The organism is Salinicoccus sp. ID82-1, from assembly GCF_021991715.1.
GTDB lineage: Bacteria > Bacillota > Bacilli > Staphylococcales > Salinicoccaceae > Salinicoccus > Salinicoccus cyprini.
Map to the genome: position 1 here is coordinate 190,493 of NZ_JAGFLY010000005.1, position 12,604 is coordinate 203,096.

At 50.5% G+C, this 12,604-nt stretch carries 14 protein-coding genes; 10 read left to right on the forward strand and 4 right to left on the reverse strand.

The window, feature by feature from the left end:
* The first annotated feature begins 15 nt into the window (after positions 1 to 15).
* The 5 genes from J4760_RS12365 (at position 16) to J4760_RS12385 (ending at position 3,781) form a co-directional block, all read left to right on the forward strand.
* Positions 16 to 579, forward strand: coding sequence for a VanZ family protein (locus tag J4760_RS12365; protein WP_145288560.1), 564 nt, complete (start codon positions 16 to 18; stop codon positions 577 to 579).
* 13 nt (positions 580 to 592) lie between these two features.
* Complete coding sequence (locus tag J4760_RS12370; protein ID WP_237605922.1) at positions 593 to 994, forward strand: PH domain-containing protein; 402 nt, start codon at positions 593 to 595, stop codon at positions 992 to 994.
* Positions 995 to 1,106: 112 nt separating this feature from the next.
* Positions 1,107 to 2,024, forward strand: coding sequence for an ABC transporter substrate-binding protein (locus J4760_RS12375; protein WP_145288554.1), 918 nt, complete (start codon positions 1,107 to 1,109; stop codon positions 2,022 to 2,024).
* Between the two features lie 12 nt (positions 2,025 to 2,036).
* On the forward strand, positions 2,037 to 2,912 hold the full coding sequence (locus J4760_RS12380) for a peptidoglycan DD-metalloendopeptidase family protein (protein WP_237605923.1): 876 nt from the start codon (positions 2,037 to 2,039) through the stop codon (positions 2,910 to 2,912).
* On the forward strand, positions 2,909 to 3,781 hold the full coding sequence (locus tag J4760_RS12385; protein ID WP_237605924.1) for a DNA-3-methyladenine glycosylase family protein: 873 nt from the start codon (positions 2,909 to 2,911) through the stop codon (positions 3,779 to 3,781). The genes J4760_RS12380 and J4760_RS12385 overlap by 4 nt, the downstream gene beginning before the upstream one ends.
* 53 nt (positions 3,782 to 3,834) lie before the next feature.
* Here J4760_RS12385 and J4760_RS12390 read toward each other — a convergent pair whose 3' ends face one another.
* A complete protein-coding gene (locus J4760_RS12390) occupies positions 3,835 to 4,020 on the reverse strand; it encodes a hypothetical protein (protein WP_145288546.1) in 186 nt (61 codons plus the stop codon).
* A gap of 99 nt (positions 4,021 to 4,119) precedes the next feature.
* On the opposite strand from J4760_RS12390, the gene J4760_RS12395 reads away from it, so the two are divergent.
* Positions 4,120 to 4,425: a thiamine-binding protein gene (locus J4760_RS12395; RefSeq protein WP_145288543.1), complete on the forward strand. Its 306-nt coding sequence runs from the start codon at positions 4,120 to 4,122 to the stop codon at positions 4,423 to 4,425.
* Between the two features lie 38 nt (positions 4,426 to 4,463).
* Here the strand turns inward: J4760_RS12395 and J4760_RS12400 are convergent, their stop codons facing one another.
* The gene (locus J4760_RS12400; RefSeq protein ID WP_237605925.1) at positions 4,464 to 4,799 is read right to left on the reverse strand and encodes a DUF779 domain-containing protein; all 336 of its coding nucleotides are present in this window, start codon (positions 4,797 to 4,799) and stop codon (positions 4,464 to 4,466) included.
* Positions 4,800 to 6,320 (reverse strand): acetaldehyde dehydrogenase ExaC, encoded by a 1,521-nt coding sequence (gene exaC / locus J4760_RS12405; RefSeq protein WP_237605926.1) that lies wholly within the window; start codon positions 6,318 to 6,320, stop codon positions 4,800 to 4,802.
* A gap of 131 nt (positions 6,321 to 6,451) precedes the next feature.
* Between exaC and J4760_RS12410 the strand changes: the two genes are divergently transcribed.
* Both J4760_RS12410 and J4760_RS12415 read left to right on the forward strand, forming a co-directional pair.
* Complete coding sequence (locus J4760_RS12410) at positions 6,452 to 6,769, forward strand: TIGR04104 family putative zinc finger protein (RefSeq protein ID WP_237605927.1); 318 nt, start codon at positions 6,452 to 6,454, stop codon at positions 6,767 to 6,769.
* Between the two features lie 110 nt (positions 6,770 to 6,879).
* Positions 6,880 to 8,496, forward strand: a complete 1,617-nt coding sequence (locus J4760_RS12415; RefSeq protein WP_237605928.1) for a BCCT family transporter — start codon at positions 6,880 to 6,882, stop codon at positions 8,494 to 8,496.
* 149 nt (positions 8,497 to 8,645) lie between these two features.
* Here J4760_RS12415 and nagA read toward each other — a convergent pair whose 3' ends face one another.
* Complete coding sequence (gene nagA, locus J4760_RS12420; protein ID WP_145288532.1) at positions 8,646 to 9,782, reverse strand: N-acetylglucosamine-6-phosphate deacetylase; 1,137 nt, start codon at positions 9,780 to 9,782, stop codon at positions 8,646 to 8,648.
* Positions 9,783 to 9,912: 130 nt separating this feature from the next.
* Here nagA and nagE point away from each other — a divergent pair, with 130 nt between their 5' ends.
* Together nagE and J4760_RS12430 are read left to right on the forward strand one after the other, a co-directional pair.
* Positions 9,913 to 11,379, forward strand: a complete 1,467-nt coding sequence (nagE, locus tag J4760_RS12425; RefSeq protein ID WP_145288529.1) for an N-acetylglucosamine-specific PTS transporter subunit IIBC — start codon at positions 9,913 to 9,915, stop codon at positions 11,377 to 11,379.
* 94 nt (positions 11,380 to 11,473) lie between these two features.
* Complete coding sequence (locus J4760_RS12430; RefSeq protein ID WP_237605929.1) at positions 11,474 to 12,583, forward strand: iron-containing alcohol dehydrogenase; 1,110 nt, start codon at positions 11,474 to 11,476, stop codon at positions 12,581 to 12,583.
* Positions 12,584 to 12,604 lie beyond the last annotated feature (21 nt).

The window sequence follows — 12,604 nt, forward strand, 5'->3', positions numbered from 1 at the left end:
TAAGAGGAATAATCAATGCGTCAATTATATGAAGCGTTCCAGCCGGTCATTCCGGTATTCATCATCCTGTTCATCGTCGTCGTCATTGCCACACTGTTCATCAACAGGAGGGCAGGGTACCGGATGGACAGCATGAGAAAAAGAGTAGATTTCATCGTCCATATCGGACTGATGATGACCATCATCGGCATTCTGCTGCTGACACTGCTGCCCAGTTCGAACCCTGAAAAAGTGACCCAGTTCGTGCCTTTCTACAGTATCCTCGATACATTCGAGTATGCGACAGACCGCGCCATCATCAATTCCATCGGGATGAACGTGCTGCTGTTCGTGCCTTTCGGGCTGTTCATGTACCTGTTTTGCAGAAATGAATTTCTGACCACCATCATCGCCTGCCTGTTTTCAATCACAGTGGAGGCACTCCAGTACTTCCTGCCGATCGGGCGGATTTCCAATGTGGATGATGTCATCCTCAATACTCTTGGCGCCATCATCGGCATGGTGGTGGGCGCTGTATTCTCAAAATTGGGAATTGTTTATTACTTCTTTGGAGCGGGTAAGGAAAGTAATAAGCATTAAGGGGGTATGTTGCATGCATAGAAAGTTGAAGAGTCTCGATAACGTTGAATTGCGTGATGATGAAGTCGTCGGTCCTGAGATTGTAGGGACCATCGAGTATGAAAAGGATGGGTTCCATTCTTTCTATGGCGCAATCATTACGACAACACAAAGGGTATTTGTCAATATCAGGCGTGAAGATGGGATTGAGAGCCATCCCGTGGAATATAGTGATATTTCCGGCATCAGTACTGAAAATCTCCTGATGGTGGGGAACATCATCCATATATGGATCGGCAATGAAATCAAGATCAGCATGAAGAGCGTTTCTGATGGGAAGCTCGACAGATTCCTGAGCTTCCTGTACAAATACAGGTCCCGCCAACTGCGTCTCGATTCCGATGCATCATTGAACAGGACCGAGAAGGCTGGATAGATACAAATATGAAAATCGGGCAGCGGCCCGGTTTTTTTTATGTTTCCATTCATTTTCTTTGAAAAAATCATTGGTGTATAATGAAGTGGAATCAGAGAAAGAGGATGAATGAATGAAATTAAGACTATTACTTGCGGTCATGCTCGTGTTTGTCATGTCGGCGTGCAGCAGCTTCAGGGAGACCGGTGTGTCAGAAGACGGCACGATCCGGCAGATCATGACCGAACATACTGAAGAGATTGATATACCATCCGACCCTGATCGGGTTGTACTATTCCGGACGACTGACGCCGGCAACGCGGACCTTCTGGGTGGCAATGTGGTCGGGGTCAGCAATATTGTCAAAGGTACACAGCTTGCAAAAGAACATCTCGATGAAGGTATCACCTATCTGGAGCACGGTGATCTGGAGGCTTTGAAGGCGCTCGATCCGGACCTGATCGTTACATTTGCGCCGGATGAATATGTTTTCCAGTACGAGGAGATTGCACCGACGGTGCAGATGAGCTACACTGCGTCTCCATTCAGTCCGTTTCGGGACAAACTCTATTTGACGCATCTTCATAATCTGGGTGTCGTTTTGAATAAGCAGGCGGAAGCGGAAGCTCTAGGTGATGAGTGGCTGGAGGAGACGACAAGGTTCCAGCGTGAAGCGGGCGAGGCGGTCATCGACAGCCAGGCGCTTGTGCTGGTGGAAGCATCCGGTTCATACTATGCATATGGCAGATATTCCGCATTCGGAACGGAAGCGGTATATGATGTACTGAATTTCCAGATGGATGAGGCATTGGAAGAAAAGCTGCGCGAAGGACCATTTGAAGTGGATATTGCGGATCTGGATGCATACGAAGCGGACTATGTGTTTGTAAATACGAAGGATATGGACAGTGGCGTAGCCAGGAAAATTGCCGATGTGATGGGAATTCAAGAGGATCATGTCATCATGCAGGATTACGAGGACTACCGCCTGAACGATCTGATTTCAATCGAAATGCAGGTGGAGGCGATCCTGGAACAGATCAAACCATAGGAGGGCACAATCATGGCACAGAAAAGCGTGTTTCCCGAGGAGTTCGGATACTACTTTTCAGAAGGCAGTTTTGAAAGGATCTACAACCAGACAGTGCAGGATTTCAAGCTGCAGATGGGCATCGACACGTTTGTCGAGGCGGCCCGCGAATTCAATCATGATTCGGGTGATTTCAATCTGAAGCACTCGAATCAGTTGGAGCCCGGCATAAAACGGTACCAGTGGGTGAATACGGAAGAGACCAGGATGATCACAGTCGCCTACAGCAGCAATGGTGAAATCATCGGCATCCAGTTCGATAATTATGAGAAGTTCACAACGGACAGGGGCACATCGATCAACACATACCCTCTGCCGTTCGAGGGAGAATGGTTCGTGCTGTGGGGCGGCAATGATGCCTTCCTGAACTACCATTACCCATATGCCCACCAGCGGTATGCCTATGACTTCATCCGTAAAGCGGGTGGCACAGCATTCGAAGGCGATGTGGAAATGCTTGAAGCCTATCATGCGTTCGGCTCAGAGGTTGTGGCACCAAGGAGTGGGGAAGTGGTCAAAGTAGTGAATGATGTGGAGGACAATCTGCCGGGGTATCCCAATATGACTGTGCCTGAGGGCAATCATATCATCATCAGCCACGGCTACGGTGAGTATTCGCTGCTTGCCCATCTGAGAAAGAATTCAATCACTGTCGCAGAAGGGGACACTGTCAAGACAGGCGCAAGAATCGCCCAATGCGGCAACAGCGGTGCATCGGATACACCGCATCTCCATTTTCATGTGATGGATAGCAGAGATCCATACAGTTCCCGGTCAATACGCATCCAGTTTGCGGAACTGCGTGAGCCGAGACAGGGCGATACAGTCAAAGGTAGGAGTTGGCAATGATCATCCGGGCGCAGGGACCTTTCGACTATGCTTTGAACTATGAATTCATGGCCCAGCAGGATGACTGCCTCTATCGTACCGAAAACAATAATGTCAGAAAAGCGGTCTCCCTGGACGGTCAGCGGGTATTGCTCGAGGTCGGGGAAGGGCCGGAGAATGCTGTCGAAGTGGATATCCTATTGAATGAGGGGGCCGCTGAATCCGATATCGCCCAGTATGTTGCGGAGTGGTTGGATCTTGAGTATGATATGGCAGCGTTCTATGACTTTGCCCGGAAGGACAAGCGGCTGGCGGCAGTTGTCCAGGAGCTGTACGGCTACCGCATGATATGTACGCTCGATATGATGGAGGCGCTGACGTGGTCGATCGTCGGCCAGCAGATCAATATGAGATTCGCTTTCATTCTGAAGCGACGGCTGGTCGAACATTTCAACCATTACATCGAATTTGAAGGGGAGAAGTACTGGCTGATGCCTGAGGCCCGGGAGATATTGTCACTGGATGTTGAGGCGATGCGTGAAATGCAGATTTCCTACAGGAAAGCCGAATATCTGCATCGTTGTGCAGAAGGCATCGAAACCGGCATCCTCTTAAAGGCTCATCTTCAGCGTATGGGCGGCTACCAGGAGGTACTCGATCATCTGACCAGCATAAAAGGTATCGGACCGTGGAGTGCCAATTCGGTACTGATGCGGACTTTGAAGTTCAGAAATGCGGTGCCGATCGGTGACGCAGGTCTCAGAAATGCAATCAGGATAACCGATAATCTCGAAGAGAAACCGAGTGCTGGATACATCCGTTCAGTGACGGACGAATGGGGTGATAACGGCGCCTATGCAACACTCTACATGTGGCGCATTCTCGGCTAGCGGATGAAAAAGAGCCAACCATCAAGTATGGTTGGCTCTCGATATGAGTGGGGCTACTTGCCGTTTTCGTTTTCCCTGCGCAGGACGAGTACAAGGGAAACCATGCCGACAATCAAGAGACCGATGATCAGCAGTCCCTGCATTGATGGGTCGATGATGCCGTCAAGGAAGACATAGATGGCAAATAGTGCAATGATGGTCAGTGTGAAATTCAGCCACTTCAATGTATTTCTGTTCATTCAACTGCTCCTTTGAGGTCGTGTGCTCGAGTTTCTTTAAAAGCACTTTTCATAATGGTATCATATTAGTGAAGTATAATTCTAAAGAGGAGGCTTACAATGAACTATATTATGAGTGTGCAGCTACTTCCTCATCACCCGGAAGCAAAAGACCTCTACAGCCACGTTGGTGGTGCGATTGAAATTATCGAAGAGAGTGGATTGACCCACTTTGTAGGTCCAATGGAAACGACGGTCGAGGGCAGTATTGACGAGCTGATGAATCTGATCAAGAAATTGAACAACCACCTGGCAAATGAAGGGTGCGATAAAGTCATTTCGAATATCAAACTGATCCAGTCCACCGAAGCAATCAGAATAAAGGATATTCTTGGCGACTACTACGAATTTGATGATGAAGAATAGAACGGAAGACGGTCTGTACTTTTGTACAGACCGTCTTTTTATTTGATGGGTTCGCTTCTGATGTGGAATCGGACGCCGCGTGGCCCTTCGACACTGAACATGCCCCCGATGCCTTCGACGACATCCAATGTCAGGCGGGTATGCTTCCAGTATTCATACTGCCGGTGGTGCATGTAGAAGGGGACCCCTTCGACTTCGCCGAGCTTCACGTCGGCATCGCCGATGAGCATGGTGCCTTCCTTCAGGCACATCGGGCTCGATCCATCGCAGCAGCCGCCGGACTGATGGAAGATGAGATTTCCGTGTTCTTTCTTCAGATCCCTGATCAGTGCTTTTGCCGTTTCTGTCGCGTCAACGGCATTCAATGTTTCCATCTAGAAGAATCCTTTTGGTGATTCGCCATAGCTGATGAGCAGGTTTTTGGTCTGCTGATAATGACTGAGCATCATGAGATGGTTCTCACGACCGATACCGCTCATCTTGTAGCCGCCGAATGCTGCATGGGCAGGGTAGTCATGGTAGGTGTTCACCCATACACGACCGGCCTGGATGGCGCGGCCGAATCTGTAGGCCTTGTTCTGTGAGCGTGTCCATACACCCGCTCCAAGTCCATACAGTGTATCGTTGGCAATGGCGATGGCTTCGTCATCATCCTTGTAGGTTGCGACAGCAAGTACAGGACCAAAGATCTCTTCCTGGAATATTCTCATCTTATTATCGCCTTTGAAGATGGTCGGTTCGAAGTAGTATCCGCCTTCGATATCCCCATCCACTTTCTTGACGTTTCCGCCTGTCAGTATTTCAGCGCCTTCTTTTCTGCCGATGTCGAGGTAGGAGCTGATCTTCTCCTTCTGTTCCTTCGAAGTCTGTGCGCCCATCATCGTATTGACATCGAACGGGTTGCCGACTTTTATTTTCTCGACACGTTCGACGACACGTTTCATGAATTCATCAAAGATGTCCTCATGGATGAGCGCGCGGGAAGGGCATGTACAGACTTCACCCTGGTTGAGTGCAAACATGACAAGTCCTTCGATTGCCTTGTCGAGATAGTCGTCATCCTGGTCCATGACGTCCTTTGCAAAGATGTTCGGTGATTTTCCACCGAGCTCAAGTGTGACAGGAATGATGTTCTGGCTTGCATTCTGCATGATGATGCGGCCTGTCGTCGTTTCCCCCGTAAAGGCGAGCTTGTTGATCCTGTCATGTGTTGCCAGTGCCTGACCGGCCTCAGAGCCGAAACCATTGACGATATTGACGACCCCTTTCGGAATCAGATCCCCGACAAGCTCCATCAGATGCAGTATGGTCGTCGGTGTCTGTTCCGCCGGCTTTAGTACGACCGAGTTGCCGGCCGCAAGTGCCGGTGCAAGCTTCCATGTAGCCATCAGCATCGGGAAGTTCCAAGGGATGATCTGGCCGACAACGCCAATCGGTTCATGGAAATGGTAGGCGACCGTATCATCGTCAAGCTGCGAGATGCCGCCTTCCTGGGCGCGGATGGCACCGGCGAAGTACCTGAAGTGGTCGACGATGAGCGGCAGGTCGGCATTCAATGTTTCTCTTACTGCCTTGCCGTTCTCGAATGTTTCAAGGACTGCCAGCTCTTCGAGATTCTGTTCCACCCGGTCTGCAATCTTCAGCAGAATATTGCTGCGTTCGGTCGGGGAGGTCTTTCCCCATGACTCCTGGGCCCTGTGGGCGGCTTCCACTGCCTTGTCGATATCTTCCTGTGTAGAGCGCGGAACTTTTGAAACCACCTTTCCGATGACGGGCGACTCGTTGTCGAAGTACTCTCCATTTACCGGCGGAACCCATTCCCCACCGATGTAATTTTCATACTGCTCCTTGATCTTGTATTGTGCATCCTGCTTGTTTGGAAAGTCGAATACCATTATGCATACCCCCTGTTTAGTATGCCTTCATTTTATTCGAATGTTCTGTTATTTGCAAGCGCTTTCAATTATTGGATTTGGTTTACGTGGGAAATTGAATTATAATGATCTTACAGTCAATGAGCGGAGTGATGGAATTGGGAAAATGCCCCTACTGTAACCATGAATGGACATATAAGGAAAAGCTTCTCGGCTATGCGCTGAAGCCGCGCACACGGGTCAGATGCCCGCACTGCAGGGAGTATCTTGAACCTTCGACTCTGACGATCATCTATGACTATATCGCAATATTCGGTATCGCGCTGATGGTGTTTCTGCTCATTCCGATCATGGGACTTGCGATCTCCCTGTCGATCATACTGAGTGCTGTGCTGCTGGCGGTCTATCTGGGCGTGTTTCTGCCTTTCACTGTGCGTTTCAAAAGGTATCGCTATAATATGGGAGATTAGAAGATGGGTGTCGGGCCCATCTTTTTTTGGTCAACTTGCTTATATTATTCAGTATGATAGTCTAACATAGTGCGTCTAATTGAAAGTATAAAATTACAAGAGGTGATGACATGAAAAAGTATCAATTGATGGATTGGCCGACTTTTCTGGTATCACTGTTGATTTTGATATCAGTGGTTGTGCCACTCATTGCATTTCCGGAAGCGAGCCGCGATACCATTCTGCAGTTGAATGAATGGGTGACTACCGGACTCGGAGCCGTCTACCTGGCTACAGGGCTTGCGGTATTCTTCTTTGTTCTCTACATAGCATTCGGAAAATATGGACAGGTGACACTTGGGAAGGAGTCGGACGATCCCGAATTCGGCACATTCAGCTGGGCAGCCATGCTCTTTTGTGCAGGCATCGGTTCCAGCATTTTGTACTGGGGTGTCATAGAGTGGGTCTACTACTATCAGGCGCCGCCTTTCCACTTGGAACCCGGAAGTGAGGAAGCAATCAATTACGCTTCTGCATATGGCATCTTCCACTGGGGGCCGATTGCATGGGCGATATATGTACTTCCTGCCTTGCCCATTGCCTATTCCCTCTACGTTAAAAAAACACCGATATTGAAAATCAGCTTGGCCTGTGAACCATTGCTTGGAAAATATACGAGAAGATGGCCCGGCAAACTGATCGATGTTCTTTTCATCTTCGGTCTGCTGGGTGGGGCAGGAACGACGCTGGGTCTCGCCACTCCGATGATTGCGGCAGGCATGGAGTCCTTGTTCGGCATTGATGGTGAGGGAGCCACACTTCGGATCGGTATACTGATTACAGCAACTGTGATCTTTGCGGCCAGTGCCTATTCAGGACTGAAGCGTGGAATAAAAGTGCTCAGTGACATCAACCTTTGGTTGACTTTCCTGCTGCTTGGGTTCGTCTTCATCGTTGGACCGACGGTATTCATCATGGAGACGACGGTCTCCAGTGTCGGGCTGCTGCTCAAGGATTTCTTCAGGATGGCCACGTGGCTTGAGCCGTTTGGCGGCTACAATGGTGTGCCTGCAACATCGTTTCCACAGGACTGGACGGTGTTCTACTGGGCATGGTGGCTCGTCTATGCACCATTCGTCGGACTCTTTATTGCACGTATTTCAAAGGGGCGCAGACTGAAGGAGGTCGTGCTCGGTACATTGCTCTATGGCACACTGGGCTGTGTCCTTTTCTTCGGCATCCTTGGGAACTATGGGTTATGGCTTGAACTTTCCGGTACGTTTTCTGTCACAGAAGTCATAAACAATGAAAGTGGCGAGGCGGCAATCATGGCCATCATCGGCCAATTGCCATTCGGCAAAGTCACGACAGCATTATTCATCATTACTGCGCTGATCTACCTGGCGACAACATTCGATTCCGGTTCGTATATCCTTGCTGCCACAACGCAGTCCGAAGTGGAGGGGGAACCTTACAGATGGAATCGCCTGTTCTGGGCATTCGCACTGTCAGTATTGCCGTTCTCACTGATGCTCATCAGCGGTGAGGATTCGCTCGGGCTCCTGCAGACAGCTTCGATTGTGGCAGGGGCGCCCCTTATCGTCATATTCACCATGCTGATGATATCGTTCATAAGGACGCTTGGTGACGATCGGATCAAGCTCGAGGAAAGACGCAGAGCCCATAAGGAAAAAGAAAGACGCACTCTCTCGATTACTCACGCGAAGCGCGATAAATGGTGGGAGTAGAAGAAGCCTGCGGGACTAGAAGCCCCTGCAAAGTATCTACTTTGCAGGGGCTTCTTCTTATGGTCAGTCATTGTATTTCATGTTTGTATCCAACTGTTTTCACTCTTTAGCATAGGGGAGGCTACATGCAGATGAGCCTGGAAGTGGAATCAGAAGACTCTTTCCCCATTGATGATCGTATGCTTCAAATTCGATGCTTCATCATAGATGACCAGGTCGGCATCCGCACCTTGCCTGATGACTCCCTTGGCATCGGTAAGACCAAGTTCGACAGCGGGGTTGTATGCGCTCATCCGGACGATATCGGTCCAGCTGCAGCCGGTGTAATCGCGCATGTTGCTCACAGCCTGCTGCATCGTCAGCACGCTGCCGGCGAGTGTACCATCCGACAGTCTGGCCTCATTGCCGGATACATGGACCGTCTGCCCGCCGAGGTCATATTCCCCATCCGGCAGCCCTTGGGCCCGCATCGCATCGGTAATCATGATCAGGCGCTCCGGAGTGATGGTGTCAAAGGCGAGCTTCACCATTTCAGGTCTGGAATGGACGCCATCAGCGATGACCTCCACATATGGCTGTTCCAGATATGAGAAGCCGACCACTCCCGGCTCGCGATGATGCAGTCCGCGCATGCCATTGTAGAGGTGGGTGATGTGGGATAGTCCATTGTCCTGCGCATTTTTCAAAGTATCATATGTCGCGTCCGTGTGTCCGGCAGAAGGGATGATATCGAGTGCACGCAGCGCCTCGAGAAAAGCACCGTCATCCTCTTCAGGCGCATAGGTCAGCAGGCGGATGCGGTTTCCTGATAGATCCTGAAGATGCCGGAGTGCTTCCTCATCCGGAATGATGATGTGCTCGGGATTCTGTGCGCCCGGATGCCTGCTTGAGATGAAAGGTCCCTCCAGGTGGACACCTAGCAGTTTCGCACCGGAATCATATTTGTGGTCGGCCAGATTGATCAGCGCCCGTTCTATATCGGCGAAAGGTGCAGTCATGGTCGTAGCGAGAAACGCGGTCGAACCGGTTCTCGGCAGGTGCGTGGCAATCTTTTCGAGATACTCCATGTCCGCATCCATGGCATCGACGCCGGCAGCACCATGGATATGCATTTCAATCGCTCCCGGCAGGACGTACATATTCTCCGCATCAAGCGCATTGCCGACTTCAGGACAGCTTTCCATAGGGCCGAAATCTTCAATACTGCCATCACTGCACATCAGCCAGTGGTTTTTGAGGGTTGTCTCATGGGTTACGAGGTTTGCATTTCTAATCAGAAGCTGCATCATCTTCCGTCCCTTCCATAATCATTAGTCATTCCATTATAGTATACCTTGTAAAATTCTTATACACCTCTCCATATGACCTGTGATATATTATTTGTAAGCACTTACATAAAAAGAGGGAGGGATTTACATGCTACGTTATATTCAGAACATGGGGCGTGCTTTCATGCTTCCGGTGGCAGTCCTGCCAGCTGCTGCCCTGCTCCTTGGTATCGGCTACGCACTTGACCATGAAGGCTGGGGTGCAGGCAACTCGGTGGCTGCGATGTTCATTACTGCCGGCAACGCAATTTTGAATCATCTGGCCATCCTGTTTGCGGTCGGTCTCGCTTTTGGCATGTCGAAGGATAAGAATGGTGCGGCAGCCATCGCCGGACTCGTCTCGTTTCTCGTTGTTACAACGCTGCTCAGTGCCGATTCAGTGGCACTGCTGCGTGGAATCGAAGTGGACGCGGTAGGGGAAGCATTCAACGTCATAGAGAACAATGTATTCATCGGCATCATCACCGGACTGGTCAGTGCTGCGCTCTATAACCGCTTCAGTGGCACGAAGCTGCCGGACTATCTGGCTTTCTTCAGTGGCAGAAGAGCCGTGCCGATCATCGCTGTATTTGTAATGGTGCTGATCAGCGGCATTCTATACTTCGTATGGCCATTGATGTACAACGGACTGTTCACCTTCGGAGAATGGATCAGCGGCATGGGCGCCATCGGGGCCGGCATCTACGGGTTCTTCAACCGCCTGCTCATCCCGACAGGGCTGCACCATGCACTGAACTCGGTTTTCTGGTTCGATACTGTCGGCATCAATGACATCGGGAATTTCTGGAACAGTTCAGGGGAAGAGGGCATTACAGGCCGCTACCAGGCCGGTTTCTTCCCGATCATGATGTTCGGCCTGCCGGGTGCGGCACTTGCCATGTACCATACGGCGAAGACGGAATATAAGAAGGTGGCCGGATCCATTCTTCTGGCTGCTTCATTGACAGCATTCCTGACAGGTGTAACGGAACCACTCGAATTTTCATTCATGTTCCTGGCGCCATTGCTCTATGTCGTCCATGCACTGCTGACAGGCATATCCCTGTTCATTGCGGCACTGTTCGAATGGACTGCCGGTTTCGGCTTCAGTGCGGGTCTGATCGACTTCGTACTGAGTACACAAGTGCCGATTGCGAATCAGCCGTATATGCTGATGGTACAGGGTGTGGTGTTCTTCGTGATCTACTATGTCATCTTCAGAGTAATCATCACCGCACTCGACCTCAAGACGCCAGGCCGTTCCGATGCGGTGCTTGAAGCAGAGGCGCCGGCTGGAACGGAAGAAGGGGAAGACCTCAAGTCGGCGCATAACGACAGATACTCCAAAAAAGCCGATCAGATTCTGATCGGTCTCGGCGGCAAGGACAATATTGACACGATCGACTACTGTACGACACGGCTGCGCATGAATGTACATGACGATGCTCTGATCGACGAGGAGCAGATCAAAGCAGCAGGCGCCCATGGTGTCATCAAGCCGGGCAGGAACAACGTCCATGTTGTGGTCGGTACTGAAGTCGAGCATGTGGCAGAGGAAATGAAGCGTCTACTTTAAAATACCAATAGGGCATCTCAATCGAGATGCCCTATTATATTGCGCGAAGAAATTAGTATATAATGGAGAGAGACTACAGTATAGGAGGAGGCGCATGATGTTTACATTTCATCATCCAGTTGAAATCAGATTCGGGGAAGGGGTCATTTCCCAGATCAACGAAATTGTAAAAGAACAGGGGTATACCCGTGTCGTCATTGTATCTGCCAATTCACAGATAGAGAACGGAGTCATCGAGTTCATAAGGACCCAGCTTGGGGAAAGCGTCAAGGAGATCGTTTCCGATATTGAAGCGAATCCGACTTTGGAAAATGTCGCAGCGATTGTCGAGGCGATGGATGCACATAATGTCCACGCAGTCGTAGCCGTCGGTGGCGGTTCTGCAATGGACGCCGCAAAAGCCGCAGCGGCAGCCTACATGCAGGGGATTGAAATCGAAGACCTGCTCGGCCATGACGACTTTACACGGGCACTGCCGATCATTGCGGTACCCTCAACAAGCGGCTCCGCATCCGAAGTGACGGCTTCAAGCATCATCAGTGACAAGCGCCACGAACTTAAAATCCCATTGATCGGACCGGCACTGTATCCGAAGACGGCCATTGTCGATCCGGAACTGACGTTGACATGCCCGCAGAGTGTCACTGCCATTTCCGGCATCGATATTCTATGTCACGCGCTCGATTGCCTCGGGTCGGTCAAGAACAATCCGATATCCGATGCACTAGCCATCCGTGCATCGAAGCTTGCGTTTGAAAATCTGCTGACCGCCTATCAGGAGCCGTCAAACAGGCAGGCACGCAAGAACCTGTCACTGGCAAGCATGACGGCAGGCATGGCATTCAGTCAGACGGGGACATCAGGTTCCCATGCCATGAGCTACTATCTGACCTCCCATTATGATGTGCCGCACGGTGAAGCGTGTGCATTTTCAATGGATGCGTGGTATGCAGCCAATGCAAAAGCCAATCCGGCACTCGAACAGCATGCCAGGGATATCGGGTTCGATGATGCCGAAGCTTTGAGTAAAGCCTTCAATAAGCTGAAAAGTGAGATGGGTCTGGCTGTGACATTCGACGATCTCGGCATCAGCCGGGAGGATATACCAAAAATTGCTGAAGAAAGTCTGCGGCCTGCCAATATGAAAAACAATATTGCCCAGCTGTCCCGGGATGAGATCATCGAAATGCTTGAGGGAAAGTAGAGATGTGCCATGAAAAAATGG